Source organism: Saccharopolyspora shandongensis (assembly GCF_900106995.1).
Taxonomy (GTDB): Bacteria; Actinomycetota; Actinomycetes; order Mycobacteriales; family Pseudonocardiaceae; genus Saccharopolyspora; species Saccharopolyspora shandongensis.
Genome location: NZ_FNOK01000004.1, coordinates 229,430 through 256,047 on the forward strand (window position 1 = coordinate 229,430; position 26,618 = coordinate 256,047).

The 26,618-nt window shown below is 69.7% G+C and carries 26 protein-coding genes and 1 other RNA gene; 10 read left to right on the plus strand and 17 right to left on the minus strand.

What is annotated here, in order from left to right; translation table 11 throughout:
• Positions 1 to 137: 137 nt before the first annotated feature.
• Positions 138 to 1,406 carry an MFS transporter gene (locus BLW84_RS06020; RefSeq protein ID WP_177226307.1) on the minus strand — a complete coding sequence of 423 codons (1,269 nt, stop codon included), beginning with the start codon at positions 1,404 to 1,406 and terminating at the stop codon, positions 138 to 140.
• 136 nt (positions 1,407 to 1,542) lie between these two features.
• Positions 1,543 to 2,364, minus strand: a complete 822-nt coding sequence (locus BLW84_RS06025) for a GNAT family N-acetyltransferase (RefSeq protein ID WP_093262208.1) — start codon at positions 2,362 to 2,364, stop codon at positions 1,543 to 1,545.
• 291 nt (positions 2,365 to 2,655) lie between these two features.
• Here BLW84_RS06025 and BLW84_RS06030 point away from each other — a divergent pair, with 291 nt between their 5' ends.
• Positions 2,656 to 4,305, plus strand: a complete 1,650-nt coding sequence (locus BLW84_RS06030) for a DUF885 domain-containing protein (protein ID WP_093262210.1) — start codon at positions 2,656 to 2,658, stop codon at positions 4,303 to 4,305.
• A gap of 230 nt (positions 4,306 to 4,535) precedes the next feature.
• Positions 4,536 to 6,494, plus strand: a complete 1,959-nt coding sequence (locus BLW84_RS06035; RefSeq protein WP_093262212.1) for a UvrD-helicase domain-containing protein — start codon at positions 4,536 to 4,538, stop codon at positions 6,492 to 6,494.
• Between the two features lies 1 nt (position 6,495).
• Here the strand turns inward: BLW84_RS06035 and BLW84_RS06040 are convergent, their stop codons facing one another.
• Entirely contained in the window at positions 6,496 to 6,900 is a 405-nt protein-coding gene (locus tag BLW84_RS06040) for a MarR family winged helix-turn-helix transcriptional regulator (RefSeq protein WP_093262214.1), read from the minus strand.
• Between the two features lie 75 nt (positions 6,901 to 6,975).
• On the opposite strand from BLW84_RS06040, the gene BLW84_RS06045 reads away from it, so the two are divergent.
• Positions 6,976 to 7,716 carry an SDR family oxidoreductase gene (locus tag BLW84_RS06045; RefSeq protein WP_093262216.1) on the plus strand — a complete coding sequence of 247 codons (741 nt, stop codon included), beginning with the start codon at positions 6,976 to 6,978 and terminating at the stop codon, positions 7,714 to 7,716.
• 56 nt (positions 7,717 to 7,772) lie between these two features.
• Here BLW84_RS06045 and BLW84_RS06050 read toward each other — a convergent pair whose 3' ends face one another.
• Positions 7,773 to 8,768 carry an aldo/keto reductase gene (locus BLW84_RS06050; RefSeq protein ID WP_177226308.1) on the minus strand — a complete coding sequence of 332 codons (996 nt, stop codon included), beginning with the start codon at positions 8,766 to 8,768 and terminating at the stop codon, positions 7,773 to 7,775.
• 61 nt (positions 8,769 to 8,829) lie between these two features.
• Here BLW84_RS06050 and BLW84_RS06055 point away from each other — a divergent pair, with 61 nt between their 5' ends.
• From BLW84_RS06055 to BLW84_RS06070, 4 genes are all read left to right on the plus strand, one after another.
• Positions 8,830 to 9,729: a LysR substrate-binding domain-containing protein gene (locus BLW84_RS06055; protein WP_093262218.1), complete on the plus strand. Its 900-nt coding sequence runs from the start codon at positions 8,830 to 8,832 to the stop codon at positions 9,727 to 9,729.
• Positions 9,730 to 10,055: 326 nt separating this feature from the next.
• Complete coding sequence (locus tag BLW84_RS06060) at positions 10,056 to 11,270, plus strand: MFS transporter (RefSeq protein ID WP_245760960.1); 1,215 nt, start codon at positions 10,056 to 10,058, stop codon at positions 11,268 to 11,270.
• 88 nt (positions 11,271 to 11,358) lie between these two features.
• On the plus strand, positions 11,359 to 11,697 hold the full coding sequence (locus BLW84_RS06065; RefSeq protein ID WP_093262222.1) for a hypothetical protein: 339 nt from the start codon (positions 11,359 to 11,361) through the stop codon (positions 11,695 to 11,697).
• 152 nt (positions 11,698 to 11,849) lie between these two features.
• Positions 11,850 to 12,443 carry a hypothetical protein gene (locus BLW84_RS06070; protein WP_245760982.1) on the plus strand — a complete coding sequence of 198 codons (594 nt, stop codon included), beginning with the start codon at positions 11,850 to 11,852 and terminating at the stop codon, positions 12,441 to 12,443.
• On the opposite strand, the gene BLW84_RS06075 is transcribed toward BLW84_RS06070, so the two are convergent.
• Together BLW84_RS06075 and BLW84_RS06080 are read right to left on the minus strand one after the other, a co-directional pair.
• Positions 12,416 to 13,687: an MFS transporter gene (locus BLW84_RS06075; protein ID WP_093262226.1), complete on the minus strand. Its 1,272-nt coding sequence runs from the start codon at positions 13,685 to 13,687 to the stop codon at positions 12,416 to 12,418. The two genes, BLW84_RS06070 and BLW84_RS06075, sit on opposite strands and share 28 nt — an antisense overlap.
• Positions 13,684 to 15,177, minus strand: a complete 1,494-nt coding sequence (locus BLW84_RS06080) for an amidohydrolase family protein (protein ID WP_093262228.1) — start codon at positions 15,175 to 15,177, stop codon at positions 13,684 to 13,686. Before BLW84_RS06080 ends, BLW84_RS06075 begins: the two co-directional genes overlap by 4 nt.
• A 126-nt stretch (positions 15,178 to 15,303) precedes the next feature.
• Between BLW84_RS06080 and BLW84_RS06085 the strand changes: the two genes are divergently transcribed.
• Complete coding sequence (locus tag BLW84_RS06085; RefSeq protein WP_093262230.1) at positions 15,304 to 16,302, plus strand: Lrp/AsnC family transcriptional regulator; 999 nt, start codon at positions 15,304 to 15,306, stop codon at positions 16,300 to 16,302.
• A gap of 5 nt (positions 16,303 to 16,307) precedes the next feature.
• Here the strand turns inward: BLW84_RS06085 and BLW84_RS06090 are convergent, their stop codons facing one another.
• On the minus strand, positions 16,308 to 16,769 hold the full coding sequence (locus BLW84_RS06090; protein WP_093262232.1) for a MarR family winged helix-turn-helix transcriptional regulator: 462 nt from the start codon (positions 16,767 to 16,769) through the stop codon (positions 16,308 to 16,310).
• Positions 16,770 to 16,866: 97 nt separating this feature from the next.
• Between BLW84_RS06090 and BLW84_RS06095 the strand changes: the two genes are divergently transcribed.
• Positions 16,867 to 17,238: a tautomerase family protein gene (locus BLW84_RS06095; protein WP_093262234.1), complete on the plus strand. Its 372-nt coding sequence runs from the start codon at positions 16,867 to 16,869 to the stop codon at positions 17,236 to 17,238.
• A gap of 3 nt (positions 17,239 to 17,241) precedes the next feature.
• Here the strand turns inward: BLW84_RS06095 and BLW84_RS06100 are convergent, their stop codons facing one another.
• Positions 17,242 to 17,889: a TetR/AcrR family transcriptional regulator C-terminal domain-containing protein gene (locus BLW84_RS06100; RefSeq protein ID WP_093262236.1), complete on the minus strand. Its 648-nt coding sequence runs from the start codon at positions 17,887 to 17,889 to the stop codon at positions 17,242 to 17,244.
• A gap of 98 nt (positions 17,890 to 17,987) precedes the next feature.
• Here BLW84_RS06100 and BLW84_RS06105 point away from each other — a divergent pair, with 98 nt between their 5' ends.
• Positions 17,988 to 18,452: a hypothetical protein gene (locus tag BLW84_RS06105; RefSeq protein WP_093262238.1), complete on the plus strand. Its 465-nt coding sequence runs from the start codon at positions 17,988 to 17,990 to the stop codon at positions 18,450 to 18,452.
• A gap of 153 nt (positions 18,453 to 18,605) precedes the next feature.
• On the opposite strand, the gene BLW84_RS06110 is transcribed toward BLW84_RS06105, so the two are convergent.
• From BLW84_RS06110 to prfB, 9 genes are all read right to left on the minus strand, one after another.
• A complete protein-coding gene (locus BLW84_RS06110) occupies positions 18,606 to 19,304 on the minus strand; it encodes an aspartate/glutamate racemase family protein (RefSeq protein WP_093262240.1) in 699 nt (232 codons plus the stop codon).
• A complete protein-coding gene (locus tag BLW84_RS06115; RefSeq protein ID WP_218157209.1) occupies positions 19,291 to 20,931 on the minus strand; it encodes an MFS transporter in 1,641 nt (546 codons plus the stop codon). Before BLW84_RS06115 ends, BLW84_RS06110 begins: the two co-directional genes overlap by 14 nt.
• Positions 20,932 to 21,018: 87 nt before the next feature.
• Complete coding sequence (locus BLW84_RS06120; protein WP_093262242.1) at positions 21,019 to 21,201, minus strand: hypothetical protein; 183 nt, start codon at positions 21,199 to 21,201, stop codon at positions 21,019 to 21,021.
• A gap of 364 nt (positions 21,202 to 21,565) precedes the next feature.
• Positions 21,566 to 21,936, minus strand: a transfer-messenger RNA (tmRNA) gene (gene ssrA, locus BLW84_RS06125).
• An 83-nt stretch (positions 21,937 to 22,019) separates the two neighbouring features.
• Positions 22,020 to 22,919, minus strand: coding sequence for an amidohydrolase family protein (locus BLW84_RS06130; protein ID WP_093262244.1), 900 nt, complete (start codon positions 22,917 to 22,919; stop codon positions 22,020 to 22,022).
• Complete coding sequence (smpB, locus tag BLW84_RS06135) at positions 22,919 to 23,395, minus strand: SsrA-binding protein SmpB (RefSeq protein ID WP_093262246.1); 477 nt, start codon at positions 23,393 to 23,395, stop codon at positions 22,919 to 22,921. The genes BLW84_RS06130 and smpB overlap by 1 nt, the downstream gene beginning before the upstream one ends.
• A 78-nt stretch (positions 23,396 to 23,473) precedes the next feature.
• Positions 23,474 to 24,376 carry a permease-like cell division protein FtsX gene (gene ftsX / locus BLW84_RS06140; protein WP_093262248.1) on the minus strand — a complete coding sequence of 301 codons (903 nt, stop codon included), beginning with the start codon at positions 24,374 to 24,376 and terminating at the stop codon, positions 23,474 to 23,476.
• Between the two features lie 278 nt (positions 24,377 to 24,654).
• The gene (ftsE, locus tag BLW84_RS06145; RefSeq protein WP_093262250.1) at positions 24,655 to 25,344 is read right to left on the minus strand and encodes a cell division ATP-binding protein FtsE; all 690 of its coding nucleotides are present in this window, start codon (positions 25,342 to 25,344) and stop codon (positions 24,655 to 24,657) included.
• A 114-nt stretch (positions 25,345 to 25,458) separates the two neighbouring features.
• Positions 25,459 to 26,565, minus strand: a complete 1,107-nt coding sequence (gene prfB / locus BLW84_RS06150) for a peptide chain release factor 2 (RefSeq protein WP_093262252.1) — start codon at positions 26,563 to 26,565, stop codon at positions 25,459 to 25,461.
• Positions 26,566 to 26,618 lie beyond the last annotated feature (53 nt).

Consider the following 26,618-nt stretch of genomic DNA (forward strand, 5'->3'; position numbering starts at 1 on the left):
CGGTCCGCGGCCGGACACCTGCCCCATCGTGCCCCCAGCCTGCGGCGCGGCGGAGCGTTCGGCGACTCGATCGAGTCCGGGGTCCGCCCGGAGCGGGTCGGGGCGGTGATTTCGCGCGAAATCGCCCTGGCCGGCGGCTACGCCGCGTCGGCGGCCGGTTCTGGGCGAGCCGGGCCGGACGGGCGGGTTTCGGGGGCGCCGATCCAGGCCACCACGCCGAGGACCGCGGTGAAGCCGGTGATGGCGAACGCCGCCTGGTAGGACACCGTGTCGGCGAGGACGCCGGCGATCAGCGGGCCGAGGATCGCGCCGAAGTCGGCGGACATCTGGAACGCGGCCAGCACCGGCCCGCCCTTGCCCTTCGCGCCGACGATGTCGGCGACCGCCGCGTTCTGGGCCGGGTTGAGGATTCCGGCCCCCATGCCCGCGATCAGCGAGGCGACGAGGAACCACGGGACGGAGTCGGTGAAGCCCAGCGACGCGGTGGCCAGGCCGGAGACCAGGAGCCCGACGAGCACCAGCGGCTTGCGGCCGCGCTTGTCGGCCATCCGGCCCGACAGCAGCAGCACCGCGGCGTTCCCGACGGCGAACACGGAAAGCGCGACGCCGGCCATCGACTGGGTGGAGCGCAGCGCCTCGACCACGAACAGCGGCACGAGCGCGATGCGGACGCCGTAAACGGCCCAGCCGTTGCTGAAGTTCGACAGCATGGCCGCCCGGTAGGCGCGCTGGCCGAGCGCCTCGCGGACCGTCATCGACGGCGCTCCGTTGTCGGGCTGCGGCGCGGCGAGCGTCGACGTCCGCAGCATCAGCCAGCCGATGAACGCCGCGAGGAACAACGCGATCCCGTAGGTGACGAACGGCAGGCGCAGCGAGTAGCCGACCATGACGCCGCCGATGATCGGCCCGGAGACGTTGCCCAGCAGGAAGCTCGTCGCCCACACCCCGGACGCGCGGCCGCGCAGGTGCGGCGGGGCGAGGCGGACCAGCAGCGCTACGGCCGACACCGTGAACATCGTCGAGCCGGTGCCGCCGAGCGCGCGGAAGATCAGCAGCTGCCAGTAGGAACCCGCGAACGCGCAGGCGGCGGTGCTGATGCCGACGATGGTGATGCCCCACACGTAGATCGAGCGCTCGCCGAAGAACGACACCAGGCGGCCGCTGACCGGCGCGAAGGCCAGCCGCATCAGGGCGAACGCGCTGATCACGAAGGAGGCGGCGGTGACGCCGACGTCGAAGCTGGTGGCGAACGTCGGCAGCGCGGGCGCGACGATGCCCATGCCGACGGCGACGATGAAGCTGCCGACGACGAGGATCCAGATCTCGCGAGGTAGGGAGCTGATGCCGGAGTCGCCGCTGTCGACGGGTTCGGTGGTCTCGTCCGCCGTGACCGGGCTGCTCGACACCGTTCCTCCCAAGTGTTTAGGCAAACTAATGGAAGCAGCGCACTGCGGCGCGGTCAATCGAGTAACCGCGCCGCAGAGACTGTTTCGTCAGTGTCAACGCCTGCCCCGCACCGCTATTCCGGGCGAGCGGCGCACATCATAGGAGTTCGTCGATCCGGCGCGCGTAAGCGGTCACGCCGTAGACCACCTCGAAACCGCAGGCCTCCGCGAACCGCTCGGCCGTGCCGCCTTCTTCGGTGTGCGCCGCGACCAGCAGCGATCCCCGCTCGCGCAGCTCGTCGACGACGTCGGCGACCAGCTCCCGCCCGACGCCGCGGCGCCGGCGACCGGGCCGCACGATCACCTGCTCGACCAGTCCGATGCCGCGCTCGATGAAGCCCTGCGCGAATCCGGCGATGCGGTCGGCGCCGGGGTCGTCGACGACGCGCAGCACGCAGCGCGGGTCGTCGATCCGGTGTCCGAGGTTGCGCAGCAACCGGCGTTCGCCCGCGTCGGAGAGCTCGGCGTCGTCGGCGATCAGCTCCACGATCGCGGGCAGGTCGCGGTCTTCGGCCGGGCGCGCCTCTCCCCTGGCGTACTGGCGACCCCGGTGCAGCATCGCCACGAGTTCTTCCACCGCGCGCCATCCGGCGTCGTCGGCGATGCCTTCGATCTCCGCGACCGTCGTCGGCGAGGCGTAGACGACGGCCTCGTCGCGGCCCGCCTCGGCGAAGACCTGCTCCAGTTCCAGCAAGGTTCCGGCGACCTCGGCGAGCGTTCCCCACAGCGCGCAGGCGTGGTTCGCGGCCGGCAGCGGGTTGTCCTGGTTGAGCACCACGGTCGCGGCGCCGACCCGGGTACGCAGGCCGTACCGCACGACGGCCGAGGCCAGCCTCGCGGTCTCGACCAACCCGGCGAGGTCGCGGGCCTGGCGGGGGTCGAGCAGGGCTTCGTCATCGGGATCGTGCAGCGGGTCCACGCCTTCATTGTCCCCGCCCCGATCGACGCAGCGCGCAGAAGAGTGCTTCAAATGTGGTTTTCCTGGCGGTGCGGGTAGCGGCCCCCTGCGGGAGTTACTGCGGCCGTCTCACTCCGGGATCCCCGACTCATGTGTGTCCAATACGCCACGCTGGGGCTGTCCTCGCTGGAGGAACCCCGGAAGGGGTGGGCACCGTGAACCCGCGGCGGTGCAAGCTGAGTCCCACACCGCAAGCGGCTACCGCCGCTTAAAGCAGACTCTCGTCGAAAGGTTGAGGCAGGATGGAGTGCTGTGAGCACGCCCACTGAACTCGCCGACGAGCTGCTGTCCGTCATGTTCGACGCCGACCCGGTCAGCGCGACGCTCTACGGGATCCGGGACCGCGACGACCGGCTTCCGAGCATCTCCGCGGAGGCCGAGCTGGCGCTGCGGACGCGCGCCGAGGACATCCGCGTCCGCGCGATGGCCGTGGACACCTCGCACGCCGACCTTGAGCAGCGGCTGACGATCGCGGTGGTCGTGCAGCAGGCGCAGGCGCTGGTCGACGAGTTCGACGCCCGCCCCGCCGAGTACACCGTGATCGGGAACCTGTTCGCGCCGGTCGCGGGCCTGCTGTTCCACCTCGGCCAAGTGCCGGTGGCCGACGCCGGGCAGGGCGAGGACTTCCTCCAGCGGTTGCGGCGGATCCCCGAGTTCACCACAGCCGCCGCGCAACGGCTCCGCGACGGGATCGCCGCCGGACGCGTCCCAGTGCGGCCGCTCGTGGACGACGCGATCGAGCACCTCGACGGCTACCTCGCCACGCCCGAAGCCGATCCGCTGCTGGCCCCGGAACTGCCCGCCCCGGCCCTGGAAGCCGAGCGCAAGCGCCTGCTCACCGACGCGGTGCACCCGGCGCTGCGCGAGTACCGGAACGTGCTCGCCGAGGAGATCGCCCCGCACGCCCGCGCCGCCGACAAGCCCGGGCTGTGCTGGATCAACGGCGGCCGCGAGACCTACCGGCGGCTGGTGCACGCCCAGACCACCACCGATCGCACCCCGCAGGAGCTCCACGACACCGGGCGCGCCCACCTCGCGTCGCTGCGCGGCGAGGTCGGCGAGCTCGGCGCGAGGATCTGGAGCGAATCCGATCCCGACGCGGTGTTGCGCCGCCTGCAATCCGACCCGGAGCTGTACTGGCGCGACGGCGAGGAGATGCTGGCCGCGGCGCGCGAGGCGATCGACCGGGCCGAAGCCGTTGCGCCGCAGTGGTTCGGGCTGCTGCCGAGCCAGCCGTGCGAGGTGCGGCCGGTGCCGGGCACCGCGTCGGAAAGCACGCCGATCGGCTTCTACATCTCGCCCGCGCTCGACGGCTCGCGGCCGGGCGTGTACTTCGCGAACACCCAGGGGGCCGAGCAGCGACCCCGCTTCGCATCAGAGGTGATCGCCTACCACGAGGTCGTGCCCGGCCACCACCTGCAGCTCGGCCTGGCCCAGGAGCGCACCGATCTCCCGCTGCTGCGCAGGCTGGTCGGCATCACCGCCTACAGCGAGGGCTGGGGACTCTACACCGAGCGGCTGGCCGACGAGATGGGCCTGTACTCCGGCGACCTGGCGCGGCTGGGCATGGTCGTGCAGGACCTGCTGCGGGCCGCCCGGCTGGTGGTCGACACCGGGCTGCACGAGTTCGGCTGGAGCCGGCAGCAGGCGCTGGACTTCATGCTCTCGCACACCACGTTGTCCCCGTTGGAAGCGGCGTCCGAGGTCGACCGCTACATCAGCATTCCCGGCCAGGCGCTGTCGTACCTGGTGGGGCGGTTGGAGATCGAGCGGATCCGGGCCGCGGCCCGCGACCGGCTCGGCGACGCCTTCGACATCCGCCGCTTCCACGACGCGATCCTGCGGCACGGCGCGCTTCCGCTGTCCACGCTGGACGTTCTGGTCCGCGAGGAGCTCGTCTGACGGCTCCTGCGACATCCAGGTGATCCCGCCCGAGGGCACCCGAAAACGACACGCAACGCATTAATGTCAATACCCAGCGTGCTCTTACCGTGGTCGACCCTCGGCGGCTCCGGCCGTCGACCGGGGGCGGGTTTCCCATCGGATGCCGGAGGCGTCATGAGCGACGATCTCGATTCCTGCGCTCGTGCCCGCCGCCCGGCCGTGGGTGCCCCGCGAGATTTGGAGGCGCCGTGACCGGGACCTTCCACCACCGCCAGGAGAGGCTGCGCCGCGAGGCCGAGGCGGAACTGCGCGACAGGCTCCTGCCGACCTGGCAGAACCGGGTGCTGCAGCGGTTCGCCGTTGAGCGCGAAAACGGCTGGTACCCGCTGCTCAACCAGTTCGCGCCGCACACCCCGGCCAATCGTCCCGACGCCGTGCTGGTCGGGCCGACCGGGGTGCTGGTGGTCCTGCTGCGCGACGCCGAACCCGGCTGGGAGGACTCGCGGGCGGCGTTCCTGTGGACCGCGGAACTGCTGGCCGGCGCGTCGATCGGGCCGGGCGAGCTGACCGAGTCCGCGGCCCGGACGGTGGTCGTGCATCCCGTCGACCACCAGGGCAGCCGCGGGCACACCGGCGAGCACCTCGCGATCACCGAGGCCGAGCTGGACCGGATCCTGGGACGCGGCGACGAGTTGCTCACGGCCGCGGATGCGCTGGCGATCGCCCGGCACCTGGACAGCCGCACCTTCGACCTGACTCCGATCATGTGGAACCCGAAGCGGATCCCGCAGCAGCGCGGGCCGGGCCAGACCGGCACCGCGGGCCTGTTCGACGTGCGGGACCTGCGTCGCGAGCGCGTCGAGCACGCCCTGGACCGGCCGTTCCGGGACTGGCGGATCTTCCTGGACGACGCCCAGCACGGCGCGGTGCGCAGGCACTACTCCGGCCCGGCGCGGATCACCGGCCCGGCGGGCACCGGCAAGTCCGTGCTGGCCCTGCACCGGCTGGCCTACCTGGCGCGGCGGAGCACCGGGCCGCTGCTGTTCACCACGCACCTGAGCAACCTGCCGAAGATCGCCGAGGCGCAGTTCCGGTCGCTGGCCCCGCACATCGCGCCGCGCATCGAGTTCACCCACCTGCACGCCTGGGCGCGGAAGTTCCTGGAGGAGCGCGGCCGGGCCGCCGACGTCGACGAACCGCAGGTGGAGCAGGCCCTGGAAGCTGTGTGGCAGCGCACCGAGCTGTCCGCTCCGCTGCGGAACTTCCGGGCCGCGCGCGGCTACTGGAAGGACGAGATCGACCGGGTGATCAAGGGCCGCGGCATCCGGTCGCTGGAGGCCTACCGGGCGGTGCCGCGCAAGGGCCGCGGCGCGAACCTGCCGTCCGAATTCCGGGCCCACGTCTGGCAGTTCTACTGCGAGTACGAGCGCGCGCTGGGCGAGCGGAACGTGTCCGACCACAACGACGTGCTGATGCGGGCACTGGCGGAGCTCGAACGCAGCCCGCTGCCCCGGCAGTACACCGCGGTGGTCGTCGACGAGGTCCAGGACCTGACCCTGATCGGGCTGCGGCTGGTGCACGCGATCAGCGGCGACGGGCCGAACCAGCTGCTGCTCGTCGGCGACGGCCAGCAGCAGGTGTACGCCGGTGGCTGGCGGCTGTCCGAGGCCGGGATCTCGTTGCAGGGGCGCGGCGAGATCCTTCGGCGCAACTACCGGAATCGCACCGCGATCGTCGAGCAGGCCGGGGAGCTCGACGCGGTCAACCGGTTCGACGACCTCGACGGCGGCCCGACCGTCCCGCTGCGCTCGGCGCTGCCGGTGCTGCGCGGCGGGCGGGTCGTCGAGTGGCAAGGCGACGACCAGGACGAGGCGCTGGTGTCCGCGCTCCGGCGGCTCGACGACGGCACCGCCGCGGCCGTGCTCACCCGCACCAACGGCGCCGCGGAGCACTGGGAACGGGTGCTGCGCGCGGCGGGTTTCGCGGTTCGGCCGCTGGACCGCTGGGACGGCCGGGAATCCGAGCCGATCCACGTCGGCACCGTGCACCGCGCCAAGGGCACCGAGTTCCGCAGCGTGTTCCTGCCCGATGAGCCGTTGCTGTCCGGCGGCTACCGGGAAGAGCGCGAGGCGCTGCACAGGCAACGCCTGGTAGCCCTGACGCGAGCCCGCGACTTCCTGTGGATCGGCACCGTCGTCGCGTCGTGACTCAGCGCTCGCGATCAGCTTGCGCCAGGCGCACGATCGCCGCGGCCTCCTCCGGCGGCAAGCCGCCCCAGCGCTCGGCGACCTGCGCGGCGAAGGCCTCGCGGAGCTCGCCGCCCAGGGCTTGGCCCTCGTCGGTCAGGCTCAGCCGGCTGATCCGGCGGTCGCTGCGATCCGCGACGCGCGTCAGCAGGCTGCGCCGCTCCAGCCGGTCGACCATGCCGGTGATGTTGGTCTTGTCGCAGCCGAGCAGGGCCGCGAGCTCGCCGAAGGACGGCGTGCGGTCCTTGAGCAGGCACAGCAGTTCCACCTGTTGCGCCGTCAGCCCGAAGCGACGAGCGATGGCCGCGTACAGCCCGCGCAGTTCGCGGTGCAGGGCCATCAGGGCGCGCGAGAGGTCCGGGTCCATCCGCGAAGGCTATCCCGAAGGTTGACATGCTCGACAAATTTAGTCGATGATCACGACTAACGAGTAACTCGACTGATGGAGGAGAACGTGAACGGGGTCGCCCTGGTCACCGGGAGCTCGCGCGGCATCGGCCGGGCCATCGCCGAACGCCTCGGCGCCGATGGCATGAGCGTGGTCGTCAACTACCGGTCCGACCGGGCCGCCGCCGACGAGGTCGTCGCCAAGGTCGAAGCGGCCGGCGGACAAGCGGTGGCGGCGCGAGCCGACGTCACCGACCCGGCCCAGTTGCGCGCCCTCTTCGACGCCGCGGAACAGCACTTCGGCGGCCTCGACGTCCTGGTGAACAACGTCGGCACCGCCCGCTTCTCGCCCATCGCCGAGGCATCCGACGACGACTTCGACGTGCTGTTCGGCACCAACGCCCGCAGCACCTTCGTCGCGCTGCGGGAGGCGGCGAACCGGCTGCGCGACGGCGGCCGGATCGTAGTGATCTCCAGTGGCGTCGCCACGAACAACCGGCCCGGCACCGGCCTCTACGGCGCCGCCAAGGCCGCCGGCGACCAGCTGGTCCGGGTGCTGGCGAAGGAGCTGGGGCCGCGCCGGATCACCGTGAACAGCGTGCGTCCCGGCGCGACCCGGACGGACGCGCTGGTCGCGCTCCAGCCCGAACCGGTCCTCGAGAGGATCGCGTCGGAGACGCCGCTGGGGCGCATCGCCGAGACCAGCGACATCGCCGACATCGCGGCGTTCCTCGCCTCCGGCGACAGCCGCTGGGTCACGGGCCAGGTGATCAACGCGGGCGGCGGCAACTTCTGAACCATCCGGTCGTGAGCGGCTGTTGGCCGCTGGAGCGACCACAGCCGCTCACGACGTCAGCGCAGGTTTCCGGTGCCCATCGGGGAGAACTCGCGCAGCGCCCGGTCCACCCGGGCCAGGGTGTCGGCGTGCAGGCCGATCCGGGCCGCTTCGAGGTTCTCGGTGATGTGCGCGGGCGTCCGCGATCCGGGAATCGGCACCACGGCCGGATCCTGGTGCAGCAGCCAGGAAAGCGCGAGCTGGCCCGGCGAGATGCCCAGTTCCGCGGCCAGCGTCCGGATCGGCGCGTAGCGATCGTTGTTGGCGGCCAGGTGCGCCGCTTCGAAGCGCGGCATGTTGCGCCGGAAGTCCCCTTCGGAGATCTCCCGCACCGTGCCGGTGAGGAACCCGCCGCCCAGCGGGCTCCACGCCACCACGCCGACGCCCAGCTCGCGGGCGGTGGCGAGCAGATCCGCGTCGATCGGCTGCCACATCGACCACTGGGCCTGCACCGCGGCGACCGGGTGCACGGCGTGCGCCCGGCGCAGCTGATCCGCATCCACATTGGACAGTCCGAGGTGCCGGACCAGGCCGTCCCGGATCAGCTCGGCGACCGCGCCCGCGGTGTCCTCGATCGGCACGACCGGGTCCGGGAAGTGCGGGTAGTAGAGGTCGATCCGGTCGGTGCCGAGGTTGGCCAGGCTCTGCTCGGCGTAGCCGCGGACGTGCTTCGGCTCGGCGTTCACCGCCAGCTCGCCGAAGGCGTAGTTCACCGGGAACCGGTGCGACTCCGCGCCCTCCGGGACCCGGAAGCCGAACTTCGTGGCGATCACGACGTCGTCCCGGCGGCCGCGCACGGCCTCGCCGATGATGCGCTCGTTGTGGCCGTCCGCGCCGTAGCCGTCGCTGGTGTCGATGAACGTCGTGCCCGCGTCGAGCGCGTGGCGCAGCGACCGCACCGCCCGGTCGTCGTCGATCTCGCCGTACATGCCGGGCGACAGCACCATCGCGCCGAATCCGATCGCCGAAACGTCGAGGCCGCCCAGGGAGCGAGCGGGAAGTTCTCCAGTCATGGCAACGATCTTCTGGCCGATCCGGCACGATGTCGAAGATCCGCTGCTATAACCGATGGTTATGGACGTCCACCTGCGGCACCTGCGGTACTTCCTCGCGGTGGCCGAGGAGCTGCACTTCACCCGGGCCGCGCAACGGCTCTTCGTCTCGCAGCCCGCGCTGTCGAAGCAGATCCGGGTGCTCGAACGAGAGCTCGGCTTCGACCTCTTCGAGCGCCGGTCGCGCGACGTGGTGCTCACCCCGCAAGGCGAAGCGCTGCTGCCCGATGCCACCGCGACGGTCGCCGCGTGGGAACGCGCGCAGCAAGCCGCACGAGAAGCGGCGGAGCAGCGCGAACTGGTCGTCGGCATGCAGACCGCCGTCGGCCGCGGCCTGCAGCGCCGGGCGATGCGCCGGTTCGGCGAGCAGATGCCGAACTGCCGCGTGGTGCTGCGGCTCGTGGACTGGACGGATCCGACCGCGGGACTGGCGGACGGCAGCTCCGACGTCGCGTTCGTCTGGCGGCCGGTGCAACCGCGCGACATCAGCACCCGGACGTTGTTCAGCGAGCGGCGGGTGATCGCCCTGCCGGACGACCACCCGCTGGCGGGCAAGCCGGAGATCCCGTTCGCCGACCTGCTCGACGAACCGTTCATCGCGCTCCCGCCGGAAGCGGCCGACCTCCGCGACTTCTGGCTGGCCACCGATGCCCGGCAGGGCCGCGCGCCGGTGATCGGCGCGGTCGCGGAGGCTGCGGACGAGGTGTTCGAAGCCATCGCGGCGGGGCTGGGCGTGGTGCTCCTCGCGGAGGGCAACGCGGAGCTCTACGCCCGCCCCGGCGTCACCACGCGCCCGGTCGCCGGGCTGTCCCCGGCGGAGCTCGCCATCGCCTGGCGCGCCGAAGACACGCGCCCGGCGGTACGGGCCTTCCTCACGGCCCTGGCAGACGAGCCGCAGCGCTCGGATTCCTCCGGGTTCTAGGAGAATTGAGGTGCGAGCCGTGGCCGTCCGGGACGCAGGGCGCCGGTTTCGCGCGAAACCGCCACTCCTCGTGGGGCGGGATGCCGGTTTCGCGCGAAACCGCCGCCGGTGTCAGGCATCGGGCACCTTCGGATGAGGCGGGCGGAACGATTCTGGAACGACCTTCCAGGCAGAATCGGAAACCGGCCCAACGTCGGCAGCGATGTCCGATTTCGCCTGGAATCGGGCGTTTTCCGCGCCCACTGGATGGAAATGCGGGCCGCAGCAGGAATTGTCCGGCGCCGGGCGGCGTCTCCAAGAACGTCGACACCCGCGTAGGAGAACTGGTGACCTCTGCCCCGCCGGCCCCGCAAGCCCAGGCTACCGACGAGCCCCGCCCTGGACGTCTGTCACGCACCGCCGCGTTCTGGACCCTCGCAGCCACGCTGCTCGCCTTCATGTGCGCCGCCGCGGCCCCATCCCCGCTCTACTCCGTCTACCAGGCCGAATGGCACTTCTCCGCGATCACGCTCACGGTGGTCTTCGCGGTCTACGCGATCGCACTCCTCGCTGCGCTCGTCACCGTCGGCGCCCTGTCCGATCACATCGGCCGCCGCCCGGCGCTGCTCGCCGCGCTCGCCACCCAGGCCGTCGCGATGCTCGCGTTCATCACCGCCGACAGCAGCGGCTGGCTGCTGGCGGCACGCATCTTGCAAGGCCTCGCAACGGGTTTGGCGACCGGCGCGACCAGCGCCTGCCTGGTCGACCTCCGCCCGAAGCTGGCCCCGCTGATCAACACCGCCACCCCGGGCATCGGTCTCGGTGCCGGCGCGATCGGCTCGGGCCTGCTCGTCGAGTACGCGCCCGCCCCGACCACGCTGGTCTACGTGCTGCTCCTCGCGGCGTGCGCGGTGGCCGCCGTCGGCATCGCGCTGATGCCCGAGACGTCGCCGCGACGGCCCGGTGCGCTGGCTTCGCTGCGGCCCACGATCGGCGTGCCCACCGACGCCCGCGGCCGGTTCCTCACCGTGGTGCCGATCCTGATCACCACCTGGTCGATGACCGGCTTCTACATGTCGCTGGGCCCGTCCCTGGCCATCGAGCTGCTGGGCATCACCAACCACCTGGTGGGCGGCTTCGTGGTCTGCTGCCTGATGGGCACGAGCGCGATCGGATCGGTCGCGTTCCGCAGCGTCGCCCCGCGCACCGCGATCATCGCCGGCGTGCCGACGCTGCTGGTGGGCCTGGCCGGCACCCTCGTCGCGCTGGCCACGACCTTGGCGCCGCTGTTCTTCGGCAGCACGGTGATCACCGGATTCGGCTTCGGCGCCGCGTTCCTCGGCGCGTTCGGCGGCGTGTCCCAGCTGGCCGAGCCGAACAGCCGGGCGGCCCTGTTCGCGACGGTGTACACGGTCAACTACTCGGCCTTCAGCCTCCCGGCGGTGGCGGCGGGCATCGCCGTGACGCAGGTCGGGCTTGGCGTGACCGCCAACGCCTACGCGATCGCCGTCGCGGTGGTGGCCGCGATCGGCCTGCTCGCCGCGCTGCGGGCCAGGCATTGACCGGGGGATCTTCCAAGCCCCGGGCTACCAGGGCGGATAGTGGTCGGCCGACCGTGCCGCCGACCGGGGGTGCAGCCATGCCGGAGTCGTGGAAACGCCGCTGCGGCAGCAGATTCGCTCGTGGCTCGCCGACGCCTTCGCCGGTGCGGGCGCAGACCTGCGCATGGGGCTCTCGGCGTTCCGCGACGCGGGCCTGCCGGAACCGGAGATGACGATGGAGGCGGTCGCCGGTGGCGGCTCGCGCTCGGCCGCTTTCGGCTGGTCGAACATCGTCCAGGGCATCGTGCCGCCGATGAAGCGCCTCGGGATCGCCACGGCCGAAGACGTCGCCCCGGACACGCTGACCGAACGCCTGCTCGCGGACGCCGAAGAGCACAACGCGATCGTCGTGGGCCCGTGCCTCTACGGCGCCTGGGTCACCGAGTAGCGAACCCTAGGGGCCGGATCGGGGAGATTCCCGGGGCGCCGCCGGATGTCCGCAGGTGAGGCGGTCCGCAGTCTGGTGCGGTGTCGAAGCGAAACTCCCAGCGGTGGCGGCAGGCCGTCGTCTGGCTGCACGTGATCACCTCCGTCGGCTGGATGGCCCAGGCGCTGGTCCTCTTCACCCTGCTGGCGACGAGCACCACCAGCGACGATCCCGCGGTCCGGATCGGCGCGACCTCGATGGCGCACGTGGTGGACACGCAACTGCTCGCGCCCTTCGCCAACGCCGCGGCGTTCACCGGCTTCATGCTCGCGGCGTCGACGCCCTGGGGCTTCTTCCGGAACTGGTGGGTGCTGGCGAAGTTCGCGATCACCATCGTCCAGCTCTACGCCGGGATCTTCCTCCTCTCCGACGCGCTGAAAGGCTCGGTCGAAGCCGCCCGGGCGGGCCTGGCGCCGCCGCCGGCGCTGCTGGTCGGCACCGCGCTGATGGCCTCGGCGATCGCCTTCCAGGCGTGGCTGTCCGTCGCCAAGCCCTGGCGCCGCACCGGCTGGGCGGCGAAGGAGAAGCTGCCGACCGCCTCGAACCGCGTCTTCGCCGCGACGGTGGCCGCGCCGCTGATCGACATCGCGATCGGCCTGGCCCTCGGCTTCCCCTCCCCGCTGTGCCAGCTCGTCGTCCTGATCGCCCGCCTGGTCGCCCGGCGCCGGCAGCTCCGGCCTCAGCTCGCCGGAAGCCGGTTGGCGTAGATCGCGACGCTGCCGATCAGCAGCAGGGCCACGATCGAGAGCAGGCCCACCACGGTGCTCCCGGTGGCGTCCTTGACGAAACCGATCAGGGTCGGGCTGATGAACCCGCCGAGCAGGCCGATGCTGTTGATCAGGGCGATGCCGCCGGCCGCCGCCGTGCCCTTCAGGTAGGCCGACGGCATCGCCCAGAACACCGAGTACGACGCCCACATGCATGCCGTGGCGACGATGATGGCGATCAGCGAAACCGCGAAGCTGCTGGCCGTGAAGGCCGCGACGGCGAGCGCGATCGCGCTGATCAGCGCGGTGATCGAGCTGTGCAGCCGGCGCTCGCCGGTGCGATCCGAACGCCGCCCCAGCACGATCATCAGCACGATCGCGAACGCATACGGCAGCGCCGAGTAGAGGCCGATCGTGACGGTGTCGGTGAGCCCGTTCTCCTTCAGGATGGTCGGCAGCCAGAAGCTCACCGCGTACAGGCCGCTGATCAGGCAGAAGTAACCGATCGCCAGGGCGTAGACGCGCGGGTCGCGCAGCACCTGCCGGAAGTCGTGCTTGCCTTTGTCCTGGTCCACCGCGAGGTCGCGGCGCAGCAGTTCCTTCTCCTCGGTGCTGAGCCACTTCGCCTGGTCCGGGGTGTCGGCCAGCGTCATCCAGACGATGACCGCGAGCACCACGCACGGCAGGCCTTCCAGCAGGAACATCCACTGCCAGCCGTGCAATCCGGCGACGCCCTCGAAGTGGGTGATCAGCCACGAGGACACCGGACCGCCGAGCATCGAGCCCATCGGGCCGGGCAGCATCAGCAGCCCCACCGCCGCGGCCATCCGGGCCGGCGGGTACCAGTAGGTGAGGTAGAAGATGATGCCGGGCGCGAAGCCGGCCTCGAACACGCCGAGCAGGAAGCGCAGGACGTAGAACGACGTCGCGTCGCTGACGAACATCATCGCCGCCGAGGTGAGTCCCCAGAGGATCATGATGCGGAAGATCGTCTTGCGGGTGCCGATCTTGGTCAGCAGCAGGTTGCTGGGCACCTCGAAGATCACGTAGCCGAGGAAGAAGATCCCGGCGGCCAGCCCGTAGACCGACTCGCTGATCCCGACGTCCTCCTGCATCTGCAGCTTGGCGAACCCGATGTTGACGCGGTCCAGGTAGGCGAAGGTGTAGCAGAGGATGAGCAGCGGCAGGATCCGCCAACCCACCCGCCGGTAGAGGGCGTCGGGTGCCACGGCGGTGTTGGTCATGGTTGCTCCATGCGGTTGCGGTGGCGACCGAAGATCGGTTCGCCGGGCAGGCGGTCGAGTTGGATCTGCTCGTCGCGGACCACGAAGGTGCCGCCCACGAGCACGTGGTCGATCCCGGTGGAGGGCCGCACCCGGGTTGCGGTGGCGCCGCTGGCGATAGCGCCGGGGTCGAACACCACGATGTCGGCGTCCGCGCCGACCTGGATCCGGCCCTTGCGCTTCATCGCGGGCGCCGCGGTTTCGAGGATCTGCGCCGGCAGCAGCGTGCAGCGCCGGACGGCTTCGGCCAGCGACAGCACGCCGAGCTCGCGGACCAGCCAGCCGAACGTCCGGGCGTAGCAGCCGACGCTGCGCGGATGCGTCAGGACATCGTCGGCGACCGGCCAGGCGTCGCCGTCCTGCCCCGCCAGCGGCACCGCGTCCGAGGCGATCGCGGTGTCGGCGAACAGCAACGAGCGCTGCAGCGTCGCCAGGTCCGCCGGATCGGTTTCGTCGAGCCAGTCGAAGAGGATCAGCGCGCCGGGATCGGCTTCCCGCAGCTCCGCCAGCCGCGCGGCGTCCGCGACGCGCTCCCCCGTGGCCAGGCAGAGGATGTTCTTCGGCACCATCCCGAGCCGGTGCAGCAGCTCGGGCGCCAGGAACGCCGCACCGATCACCGTCGACGCCGAGCCGTACGGGTAGGCCTCGGTGGTGACCTGCAGGCCGTATCCCCTGGCGCGGTCCACCGCGCCCGCGATGTCGTCGATCATCCGGTTCGACGTGCTGTTGAGGTGGCACATGTGCATGTGCGCGCCGGTCCCGGCCGCCGCCGAGATCACCTCCAGCGCGCCTTCCAGCGAGGTCCCGGGCTCCTCGGTGGAGATGAAGCGGGTGTGGGTGAACGTCGGCACGCCGAGCCGCGCGGCCAGCGAGGCCACCGCGAAGTACTCGTCGCGGCCCGAGTCGGGCGCGTAGCCGACGAGCACCCCGATGCCGAGGGCGCCGTCGTGGATCTGCTCCTCCAGCAGGTCCAGCACCCGCGCCACATCGCGGGCGCCGACGGGCCGGCGCCAGTTCGGCGCGCCCTGGTTCTTCGAGAACATGTCGAACGACGTGCCCAGCGCAGCGTCGTCGAGCAGCCGCATCCGGGCCAGCGCCCAGCCCGCGGAGTAGCCGAAGTTGATCGGCCGCCCTTCGGCGGTCGCCTCGGCGTAGGCGGTCCGGACCGGCAGCGCACCGGCTTCCAGTTCCAGCGCCGTGGTCACGCCGTCGAGGGCCTGCAGCCGCAGCCCGGTGATCGTCTGCGCGTGGCTGTGCATGTCGATGAAGCCTGGCGCGAGCACGCGGTCGGAGACGTCGACGACCGCATCGCCGGTCAGCCGGGACGCCGAGACGGCCGCGATCCGGCCGCCGCTGATGCCGACGTCGCGGATCTCGTCCAGGCCGGTCTCCGGGTCTATCACCCGCGCACCCGCCAGGACCAGTTCGAATCGCTGTTCGCCGCTCACCATGCGATGCAGCGTGGGGAAATCTCGTCACAACAACCGCAGAACGATGGATATCTCCGCGAGGTGCGGTTTGAATGTCGGAAAACGACGCCGCCGTCATCCGGCCGTCACGTGCGAGGAGGCCGCCCGGTGCTGGACGAAGTGGATCTCGCGCTGGTGGACGCCCTGCAGATCAATCCGCGAGCGAGCTGGACCGCGCTGGCGGAGGTGCTGGAGCTGGCGCCGATCACGCTGGCACGCCGCTGGCAGCGGCTCACCGACGCCGGCGCCGCCTGGATCACCGTGGCGCTGGGCAACAGCTCGGCGAAGGGCGCGACCGTGGAGTTCGCCTGCGCGCCGGGCACCGAGCTGCGGGTCGCCGAGCAGCTCGCCGAACTGCCGCACGTGATCACCGTCGGCGTGACCACCGGCGAGTACCAGGTCTTCGCACTGGTCATGGCGCCGACGCTGGGCGCGATCTCCAACGTGCTGCTGCGGACCCTGCCGGTGCCGGCGGAGGTCACCAAGGTCCGCAGCCACGTCTTCGGCAGCACCTTCGGCGGCATCATCTGGCGGCTCGGCGTGATGAACCGGAGCCAGGCCGAGCAGGTCCGCGAAGCGGTCGGGCCGAGGCCGCGCGAGATCCGGCCGTTCGGCGCCGCCGACCGGGCCCTGTTCCTGGCGCTCGGCCACGACGGCAGGCGCAGCTACGCGAGCCTGGCGGCAGAGCTGAACACCTCGCCGCAGGCGGTGAAGCGCCGCCTCGACCGGCTCCGCCGCCACGGCGACATCGCATTCCGCTGCGACGTGGCCCGGCCGCTGGCGGGCTGGCACGCGATGGCTCTGCTGTGGCTGGCGGTGCCGGACACCGAGGTGCAGCGCATCGGCAAATCCCTCGGCGGCTGGCCGGAAACCCGGCACTGCGCGGCGGTCGCGAGCCCGACGAACCTGGGCCTGATCGTGGGCCTGCGCTCGCTGAACCACCTGGAAGACCTACTGATCCGGATCGCCCACGACCACCCCGACGCCGAGGTGGTGGACCGGAAGCTGGTCCTGCGCACGACCAAGGTCCACGGCCGCATCCTCGACGACGAGGGCCGGAGCACCAGGGTCGTCCCGGTGGACCCGTGGGCGGCCCTCCCGGCCTGACGACCTCAGGACTCGTCGGCGACGCCGAGCTCGTAGGCGTGCAGGGTGTCGATGAACATCCGCCGCTGCTCCGGCGTCAGCGGCGCGAGCGCGTTGCGCCATGCGGCGGCGCCACGGGCCAGCCAGCCGTCGATCGCGGGCAGCATCTCATCAGTGATGCTGACGATCCGGCGTCGCCGGTCCGCCTCGTCCTCCCGCCGCTCCAGAACGCCTTTGCGGCTCAGCTCGCCGACCATCAGGCTCACCGTCGTCGGCGCCACCTCCAGCCTGGTGGCCAGCTCGTTCACCGTCATCGGCCCGTCGAAGAGCAGGTAGGACAGCAGCGAGAGGTGCCGCGGCGCCAGCGCGAGCGACTGGAGCTCGTCGGGGATCCGCAGCCGTTTGGCGCGCCCGACCAGCCGCGGCATGAGCAGCAGCAGCGCCCGGATCGCATCGTCGACACCCGGATCGCGGTCCTTCGTTGACATCCACCACATCCAACCAATAGCTTTGCTTGCAAAGAAGTTTTGCTTTCAAAGCAAAACCGCTCCTCCATCGATGCTACGACGACCGAAGAGGCCGACCATGCCGCACTTCACCGCGAAACTGCACGAAGAGATGCTCGACGGAAGCACCGAGCGAAAGCTCATCGAAGCCCTGACCAACGCGGCGACCGAGGTCTACGGCGAGAACTTCCGGCCACTGGTGGTCGTGGAACTGTTCGGAATCCCGCGCCACCGCTGGGGTTCCGGCGGAGCGCCGGCGACGCGAGAGGCGGTGCAGATCACCCTGAACATGCGCGAAGCGGGCCTGACCCGCTTCGACCCGGCAGTGCTGATCACGTCCATAACCGAAGCCGCAACGGAGGTGTTCGGCGACCAGATCCGGGAAGACGTGTCCGTGCACCTGGTCGGCGTCCCCCAGGGGCGCTCGGGAGTCGGCGGCGAAGTCGCCTGAGCCCTACCGGCCCGAAGTCCGGGCGACTTCGAGCCCGGCCAGCATGGCATCGAGCGCGAAGTCGAAGCGGGAGTTCGAGCCCTGCCGCCGCTCAACCCGAGCGGCGGCCTCGGCCAACAGCGGGAACTCCGAAGCGTCCACATCGGACAGATGTCGCACCTGCTCGACAGCATCCCGCCGACCGCCGGTCACGACGTGCCCGACGACGAATCCGGCCAACGAGTGCAGCACGTCCAACCCGACGTCCAGCGAAAAACCCGCGGCGCGCAACGCATCGAGCGCATCCTCCATCATCCGCAGATTCTGCGACGTGACGGCGGGACGCGAGACGACCAGCGGAACCACGTTGGGATGCGCGAGCAGCGCGGCCAGCAGGGAATGCGCGTAGTCGCGCAGCCCGGCCTGCCACGACTCCCCGTCGAGCCGAGACACCACGACCTCGGCGAGGAGCTGCTCGACCAACCCGTCCAACAGGGCGTCCTTGTTGGACACGTGGTGGTAGAGGGTCATCGCCTCCACGCCTAGCTCAGAACCCAGCCGGCGCATCGACAAAGCCTTCAGGCCCTCGCGATCGGCCAGCGCCATGGCCGCTTCGAACACGGCGCGACGCGTCAGCCCGGCGCGCTGACCACGAGTGCGACTGGCCGGCATGGCACCCCTCCAAAGCGGTTGCACTTCTTACACCGTAAGTCTACCGTGGCGAGCACAAAACTTACATCGTAAGAATCAGGTCGGCCAGAAGAGGAACCATGCAGACCACCGAAGCGCCCCCAACGAGAAAAGCAACCCGGTTCATGTACGCCGGACTGACACTCACGGCGATCGCAACGCTGGCGCCCCTGCTCGACATCGCAACGGTGGACGCCCTGAGCGCCCACGTGCGAGAGGCCTACCCGAACTGGCCGGAAGAGCTGATCGCGATGGACCGCAACGCAATAGCGGGCTACCTGGCGACGATCGGAGTCCTCGGAACAGCGGGCTGGCTGTGGACGATCCGCGGAGTGAAGAAGCAAACCCGCTGGTCACGAGCGGCATCAACGGCACTGTTCGCCCTAGGAGCCACGACGGCCCTGATGAACCTAACCCTCACCGGAGGCGAGTACGCAAACGTAATCCCACCCCTCCACGCAACCCTAGGAGCACTCCCCGCAATAGCGGGCCTAGCAACCATCACAGTCCTCTGGCGCGGGAAAAGCCCGACCAACCCCGAGTGACCAACAGAAAGATGATCATCCCGAACGACAGCAGAGCCTTAACAAGACTGTCCATCTAGGACTATTCGCGCGAGCGCGGTCGCCTCCCGCCGTAGAACGGCGAGGAGACGACCGCCTCCGCCCAATCGACGACCGCGAGTGGTCGGACCCGGTTCAGAGCCCGGACAGTCGCAGCTCCTGCAACACCCACCTGGCCGCACTCGGGATGGGTTCCACGATCTCGCAGGTGCGAGAGTCCGCGATCCGGCGGGCCGTCTCGCTGAGCGGCCCACCCGCGATGATCACCGCGTCGGCGCCGTCCGCCTCCGTGCACTGGTCGACCGCTGCGGCCAGTTCGGCGAACTGCTGCTCGGGGTCGGCCGCCAGTACCAGCGGCTCCGACTCGGTCAACCGAACCCCGGTGAATCCTTGGGACATCCGGTGTTCGGCGACCAGAGCGGCGAGGGAGTCCACCAACAGGGGCGTGCTGGTGGCCATGCCGAACCGGCGTCCCGCTTGGCCCGCGGCGAGGATGGCGGCCTGGCCGATTCCGACGACCGGCAGGTCGAGCTCCTCATCGAGCTGGCTGCGGCCCGGGTCCCCGATCGCGGCGACGATCACGGCGAGATACCGGTGACCTCCCTCCTCGGCGGCATCCAGCGCCCGCAGCACGGCATCACGAACGTGGCTCTCGGACTCCTTCAGCGCCACCGGGTCGACGATCATCGACGGGCCGGCGGCCGCCGTGATCCCGTCCACGCCAAGCCCGCTGCCGTGCAGCGATCTCGCGGCGAGCGCGCGCATCATCTCGGTGGTGGCCCGGTTGGTGTTCGGGTTGACCAGGAGTACCCGTCCGGTCTCAGGCGTGGACAATCTGCTCGTCCTCCTCCATCGGCTTGCCGAAGGTCTCCGGCGGGAACTGGACCGCGATGCCGAGAATCACGAACAGCGCGGCCAGCAGCGTGAACATGCCGGTCAGGCCGCTGGCGTCGAAGACGAAGCCGGACACCAAGGGGAACAGGCCGCCGGACAGCGATCCCATCGCCAGGATGATCGAGGTTCCGATGCCCCGAACCCGCGTCGGGTAGAGCTCCGGGGCGAACAGCCAGATCGTGGTGTTCAGGATGATCAACGCGAAGTTGAACAGGAAGCCGAAAACGAGCACCAGAGCGATGTTGCCGGAGAACAGGGCGATCGACAGACCGGCCAGGCAGCCGAGGATGGCACCGCCGGTGAGCACCTTCTTGCGGGGCAGCCGGCTGGCGGCGAGGGCCGCGAAGATCGCGCCGGCCAGCGAACCGGACTGCATCAGCAGGGTGAAGCCCAGGCTGGAAGTGAGGTTGTAGCCGGTGGCCACCAGGATCGTGGGCATCAGGGTCAGCATCGAGATCTGCGCGGCGTAGGACATGCACACGGCCACGGTGAGCAGCAACGTGCGGCGCAGCAGCCGGCCCCGCAGCACGGCGCGCCAGTCCGAGCGAGGCTGCTGCCCGGGCTCCTGCGCGCCGGTTTGAGTCAGGAACTGCTCCGGGTTCTCGATCGGTCCGCTCAGCTGGGCCCGGGCCAACCGGTTGATCACGATGTTGGCTTCGTCGATCCGCCCGCTGGCGGCCAGGAATCGGGGAGTCTCCGGCACGTAGCGACGGAAGAACATGATCAGGATGGCCGGGAGGAACAGCAGACCGAAGATCCAGCGCCACTTGTCCGGACCATCGAAGATCGCGAACACCACGATGCCGAAGAGCGGCGCCAGCATGTTCCCGAGACCGGCCGCGGTCACGTTGATCAGTCCGACCGCGGTGCCGCGGTGCCGGGCGGCGAAGAACTCCGCCATCATGATGACCGCCACCGAGATCTCACCGCCGAGCCCGAAACCGACGATGAAGCGGCCCGCGGCCAGCACCGCGTAGTTCGGCGCCAGGGCGCACAGCAACGAACCGCAGGCGAAGACGATCAGGTTGACCATCAGCATGGTCCGCCGGCCCAGCCGGTCGATGATCACGCCCGTGACCAGCCGTCCCAGGGCGGTCGCAGTGAAGGTCATCGTGTTGAGGAAGCCGATCTCGGCCCCACCGAGCCCCCAGGACTCCTTCAACACGGGACCGGTGAGGCCGACCGCGTTCTGCTCCAGGGCGTCGAACCAGATGCCGAGGAGGATCATGAACAAGATCTGCTTGTGCGCACTGGTGACGCCGATTCGGCTGTACGCGCTCTCGATCTGATCGGAGAACGTGACCTTGCCGTCGGGCGATCGTTGAGACCGGCCGGATGCTGTTTCCACAGCGCTACCTCCGATGTGACGTCGCATGATGAGGGCCGCCCGCAGACGGCCGGCGACAGAACTGAACTCCCAACGAATTCCACAATCCGGAATAAACATCTTGAATTGCGAAAGGGAGCTGAAGCGTAACCCAACAAGCGCTCGTTCACCAGTACGAGTTCCGACCAAGAAGAGCGCCCGGTACGCCGACCCCAGATCTCCGAAGTCCAGGCCCCTCACCAGCGCCGCGCTGCCGCCTCAACACCGACGCCGCAGAGGCAGCCATGCCCGACGCCGTCGCCCGGTCCTACCGCGACCACCACGTAACTAATCGCCGAAGCGGCAACCGAAGCCCGGCGGCAACACCACGCCGGACAACAAACCCAACAAGCCGAACAAGCCGAACTCACCGGCATCAAGGCCAAGATCACCGAAACCAAAGACAAGATCGATCGCCACGTCACCGCGCCCGAAAACGGCACCCACGACGACGATTACGCCGACCACCACAGCGCCAACCCAAACGCCACCAGCAAGCAACGGCCACCCGCCGCGACAGCCCAACCGCCGCGCCCGACGCAACGAACGAGCCGCCGCGCCCAACGCTCAACCCGAACCAAAGACGAGCACCGGCGACACCCCAAGCTCCGCACACCCAAAGGCCACGATCACAACGGAGAGCCGAAGGCGCGACCCCCCGAAGGGCCGACACAAGGGTGTGTGCTGGTCCCCGACCAGGCCGGGAACGCTCGGTAGGCAAGGAGCCCGCGAAAGGTGCCCCTCGCACCGTGGGGGGCTTGGGGGGCTCGGCCCCCCAAAATGATCCGAAAACGAGGAAAGGCGAGCGCTCTACGCGAGCACTCGCCTCCCACCGAAGTGGAGGTGCCGGGAATCGAACCCGGGTCCTCCGTCGCCTAACCAAGACTTCTCCGTGCGCAGTCCGCTGTGTCTCTGCTCGGCTTCACCGGTCTCGCGAACTAGCCGGTGTGACAAGCCCAGTCGCTGTTCGATGTCCCACCAGGTCCCGCGACCGGACCTGGCGGTAAGAGCCTCCTAAATGATGCCGGATCCCGGGTCGGAGGCGATCCCGGTCCGACAGAGTCGCTCCTCGCTCAGGCGGCGAGGGCGAACTCGCGCTGACTCTTGTCGGCGCTTATTCAATTGCGGCGACTCTCACGGTGGTCTCCCGCCTGCACCGGCACGCTTCCCTTGGATCAACGTACGGAGTCGAAACCGTTCACCCCCTTGCAGCCGGCTCGGCTTTCGAACCGGTGTACACCAGCATAACGCCTCGCGTCCCGGCGATCATTCCCATATCCCTTAAACGATCAAGAAGAGAGTCCGAGCAGCCGGGACGGCGTGCCGTGCAGCACGGCACGCAGGAAGTCCGCGCCGAGGCGGTCGTCTGCTTCGGCCCAGTTCGCGATGGCCGCGAGCTGTTCGGCGTACGGGTACGGGATGTTCGGGAAGTCGGTGCCCAGCACGATCCGGTCGGCGTGGGCGGCCAGTCTGGCCGGCCAGTCCTCAGGCAGCGGCGCGATCTGTTCGGTGAATGCGGTTCCGACCATCGTGGTGTCGAGGTGCACGCCCGGATAGCGGTCCACGAGATCCAGCGCCACTCCGTAGTCGGGCATGCCCGCGTGCGCCAGCACCGCGAGCAGCCGTGGGTGGCGCCGCAGCACTCCTTCGAACACGTCGAGCCCGGTGTGCTCGCCCTTCAGCGGGCCGTCGCCGCAGTGCACCACGGCCGGCACACCTGCCTCGGCGAGCAGTCCCCACGCCGGATCGAGCAACTCGTCGCGCGGGTCGAAGGCGCCGACCTGGACGTGCACCTTCACGCACCGCGCCCCCGCGTCGAGCGCTTTGGCCAGGTAGTCCGCGACGTCGGGTTCCGGGAAGATCGTCGCCGTCGGCACCGCGTCGGTAGTGCGCCCGGCGAAGTCGATCGCCCAGTCCGTCAACCAGGCCGCCATGCCGGGCCGGTGTGCGTAGACCAGCGGAGCGAAGGTCGTCACCCCGAGATCGCGGAGCGCCTGGACCCGGGCCTCCTCGGCGTACCGGTAGTGGATCGGCCACTCGAAGCCGTAGTTCGTGCTCGCCGCGTCGAAGTAGGCCCAGACCTTGCGCAGGACCCGCTCCGGCAGGAAGTGCGTGTGGATGTCGACCAGCCCGGGCAGCCCCAGCTCCGCCACCCAGGTCGGCACATCCGCGTCGCTGCGCGGCGGCACTACCGCATGCCCTTACGAGCGCGCCCGATGGCTTTCTGCATCTCGCGGTCCGCGTCGCGCTTGGCCAGGTCCTGCCGCTTGTCGTGGGCCTTCTTGCCTCGTGCGAGGGCGAGTTCGACCTTCGCCTTCCCGTCGCTGAAGTACAGCGTCATCGGGATCAGGCTCAGCCCGCTCTCCTTGATCTTGCCGATCAACCGGATGATCTCGTGCTTGTGCAGCAGCAGCTTTCGGGACCGGCGCGGCTCGTGGTTGGTCCACGTGCCCTCGGTGTACTCCGGGATGTGCACGTTGCGCAGCCAGACCTCGCCGTCGTCGACGGTGGCGAAGCCGTCGACGAGCTGCGCCTTGCCTTGGCGCAGGCTCTTGACCTCGGTACCGGTCAGCACAATGCCGGTTTCGTAGGTGTCCAGCACCGCCCAGTCGTGCCGCGCCTTGCGGTTCTGCGCGATGACCTTGCGGCCGCGTTCCTTCACCATACGAACAACTCTAGCTTTCGTGTCACGTGACTTTCGGTGCCGCAGCCTGCAACGCGAGCCGCGGCACCGCTAATCCCGCTACAGCCGGACGTACAGGCGGAGCGTTACGTAACCGGTGATGGCCGAGACCACTGCTGCGACGAGGAGCAGGATCGGCGAGATCAGCGCGATGTCGCCCCACTCGATGTTGGGGATGATGCCCGTGCCGAACACCGGCGACATGACCCGGTCGATGAAGGCTGCCTTGGAGATCAGCAGGCCGCCGATCGCCAGGACCGCGCCGATGAGGCCGGAGACCACGGCCTCCAGGAGGAACGGCAGCTGCGTGTACCAGCGGGTGGCACCGACGAGGCGCATGATGCCGGTCTCGGTGCGCCGGGTGAACGCCGACAGCTGGATGGTGTTGGAGATCAGCAGCAGCGCGGCGAGCGCCTGCACCAGCGCGATCGAGAACGTCGCGTTGCGGACCCCGTTGAGCACGTCGAACAGGCGGTTCAGGTATTCGGCCTGGTCGACGACGCTGTCCACGCCGGGCCGCCCGCTGAACTGCTCCTGCAGCGCCGGGAAGCGCTCCTGGTCGGACAGCTTGACGCGCAGCGAGGCGGGCATCGCCTCGGCGCGGGCCACGTCACGCAGTTCGGGCTGCGACTCGAAGACCTTGTTGAAGTTCTCGAACGCCTTCTGCCGGTCCTCGTACTTCACCGACTCGACGCCCTGGACGCGCTTGAGGTCGGCCATGATGTTCGCGCACGGCTGCTGGGTGCAGTCCTTGTCGTTGGCGCTGACGTCGTCCGTCATGAACACCACGACCTCGACGCGGTCCTGGTAGGTCTCCTGCATCTTGTCGATCATCCGGACCACGAGGAGACCACCGCCGAGCAGGCCGACCGAGATGGCGGTCGTCAGGATCATCGCGATGGTCATCGTCACGTTGCGCCGAAGGCCGTTGACGACCTCGCTGAATACGAAGCTCGCGCGCATCTTGTGTCAGCTTTCCTGCCGGTCGGGGGTGTTGTCCTCAGGTGCGGGTCGACCGCCGTCGGGGCTAGGTCGTGTTTTATAAGCGGCGGTAGCCGCTTGCGGTGTGGGACTCAACTCGCACCGCCGCGGGTTCTCAGTGCCCACTCCCCTGGAGTTCTCCCTGCGAGGACAGCCCCGACGTGGTGAATTGGCATTCATGATGTCGGGGATCCCACAGCGAGGGGGCATCTGAGGTTCCGCCACCCGCACCGCTACGCAAACCAATTTCGAAACACTCTCTAGCGGCCGACGCCGTAGACGCCGCGGGCATCGTCGCGGATGACCCGGCCGAGGCTGAGCTCGACGACGCGGCGCCGCATCGAGTCGACGATGGAGTGGTCGTGGGTGGCCATGACGACCGTGGTGCCGGTGCGGTTGATCCGCTCCAGCAGCAGCATGATGTCCTGGCTGGTGTCGGGGTCGAGGTTTCCGGTGGGCTCGTCGCAGAGCAGCACCAGCGGCCGGTTGACGAACGCCCGAGCGATCGCCACGCGCTGCTGCTCACCACCGGAGAGTTCGTGCGGCATCCGGTCGGCCTTGCCCTCAAGCCCCACCAGTTGCAGCACCTGCGGCACCACGCGGCGGATGTCGTTGCGGGGCTTGCCGATCACTTCCAGCGCGAAGGCGACGTTCTCCGCGACGGTCTTGTTGTTCAGCAGCCGGAAGTCCTGGAACACGCAGCCGATGCGCTGGCGCAGCCGCGGGACGCGGCGCCGCGGCAGCTTGGCGACGTTCCAGTCGGCGACGAAGACCTGACCGCGGGTGGGCACGTCCTCGCGCAGCAGCAGCCGCATGAACGTCGACTTGCCGGACCCGGAGGGCCCGATGAGGAACACGAACTCGCCCTTTTCGATGCCTACCGAGACATCGTCGAGAGCGGGCCTGGTCGACGTCTTGTACGTCTTGGACACGTGCTCAAGGCGGATCACGGGGCGTGAGTTTACCTGCGACCGTTAGGGGGACATCACTCACCCGGACCGGCGGCGGAACCACCGATCACCTGCGACTTCGTCGCCGGTCAGGGCGTTAGCGCGCGGTGCAGGTCAGGCCACGCTCTGCTGCTGGCGGCGCCAGCGGATGCCGGCCTCCAGGAACCCGTCGATGTCGCCGTCGAGCACCGCGTCGGGGTTGCCGACCTCGTGCTCGGTGCGCAGGTCCTTGACCATCTGGTACGGGTGCAGCACGTAGGACCGCATCTGGTTGCCCCAGCTCGACCCGCTGTCCTTGAGGGCGTCCAGCTCGGCGCGCTCCTCTTCCTTCTTGCGGGCCAGCAGCTTCGACTGGAGCACGCGCATCGCGGCGGCCTTGTTCTGCAGCTGCGACTTCTCGTTCTGGCAGGACACCACGATGCCGGTCGGGACGTGCGTGATCCGCACGGCGGAGTCGGTGGTGTTCACGCTCTGCCCACCGGGACCGGAGGAGCGGAAGACGTCGACGCGGATGTCCTTCTCCGGGATGTCGACGTGGTCGGTCTCCTCCACGACCGGCAGCACCTCGACGCCGGCGAAGGAGGTTTGCCGCCGCCCCTGGTTGTCGAACGGCGAGATGCGCACCAGCCGGTGCGTGCCCTGCTCGACGGAGAGCGTGCCGTAGGCGTAGGGGGCGTTGACCCGGAACGTCGCCGACTTCAGGCCGGCCTCTTCGGCGTAGGACGTGTCGTAGACCTCGGCCGGGTAGGAGTGCCGCTCGGCCCAGCGCAGGTACATGCGCATCAGCATCTCGGCGAAGTCGGCAGCGTCGACGCCGCCGGCCTCGGCGCGGATGGTCACCATCGCCTCGCGCGGGTCGTACTCACCAGAGAGCAGGGTGCGCACCTCGAGGGCTTCGAGGTCCTTCCGGAGGCGGTCCTGCTCATCGGCGGCCTCGGACAGCCCGGCCGTGTCGCCTTCGTCCTCACTGAGCTCGTAGAGGACTTCGAGGTCTTCGAGGCGCTGCCGCAGTTCAGTGATCTTGCGCAGCTCGGCCTGCCGGTGCACGAGCTGGCTGCTGACGCGCTGCGCGTGCTCGACGTCGTCCCACAGGTCCGGCTTGGCGGCCTCGGCCTCGAGCTCGGCGATAGTGGCGCGCAGGGCGTCCAGATCCATCACGCTCTCGATGCCTTCGAGGGTGTTGGACAGTTCCTTGAGCGAGGCGGCGACGTCGGGATTCACAGTGCTCAGCGTACTTCACCGAGCACGGGCCGCCCACGAGGACGGCCCGTTTC

Excerpts from the sequence above, each read along its gene's own strand:
- BLW84_RS06080 (WP_093262228.1), bottom strand. The coding sequence starts at position 15,177 with ATGGTGAGCGGCGAACAGCGATTCGAACTGGTCCTGGCGGGTGCGCGG.
- BLW84_RS06095 (WP_093262234.1), top strand. The coding sequence starts at position 16,867 with ATGCCGCACTTCACCGCGAAACTGCACGAAGAGATGCTCGACGGAAGC.
- BLW84_RS06040 (WP_093262214.1), bottom strand. The coding sequence starts at position 6,900 with ATGGACCCGGACCTCTCGCGCGCCCTGATGGCCCTGCACCGCGAACTG.
- BLW84_RS06075 (WP_093262226.1), bottom strand. The coding sequence starts at position 13,687 with ATGACCAACACCGCCGTGGCACCCGACGCCCTCTACCGGCGGGTGGGT.
- BLW84_RS06105 (WP_093262238.1), top strand. The coding sequence starts at position 17,988 with ATGCAGACCACCGAAGCGCCCCCAACGAGAAAAGCAACCCGGTTCATG.
- BLW84_RS06050 (WP_177226308.1), bottom strand. The coding sequence starts at position 8,768 with ATGACTGGAGAACTTCCCGCTCGCTCCCTGGGCGGCCTCGACGTTTCG.
- smpB (WP_093262246.1), bottom strand. The coding sequence starts at position 23,395 with ATGGTGAAGGAACGCGGCCGCAAGGTCATCGCGCAGAACCGCAAGGCG.
- BLW84_RS06045 (WP_093262216.1), top strand. The coding sequence starts at position 6,976 with ATGGAGGAGAACGTGAACGGGGTCGCCCTGGTCACCGGGAGCTCGCGC.
- BLW84_RS06070 (WP_245760982.1), top strand. The coding sequence starts at position 11,850 with ATGGCCCAGGCGCTGGTCCTCTTCACCCTGCTGGCGACGAGCACCACC.
- BLW84_RS06090 (WP_093262232.1), bottom strand. The coding sequence starts at position 16,769 with ATGTCAACGAAGGACCGCGATCCGGGTGTCGACGATGCGATCCGGGCG.
- ftsX (WP_093262248.1), bottom strand. The coding sequence starts at position 24,376 with ATGCGCGCGAGCTTCGTATTCAGCGAGGTCGTCAACGGCCTTCGGCGC.
- BLW84_RS06100 (WP_093262236.1), bottom strand. The coding sequence starts at position 17,889 with ATGCCGGCCAGTCGCACTCGTGGTCAGCGCGCCGGGCTGACGCGTCGC.
- BLW84_RS06055 (WP_093262218.1), top strand. The coding sequence starts at position 8,830 with ATGGACGTCCACCTGCGGCACCTGCGGTACTTCCTCGCGGTGGCCGAG.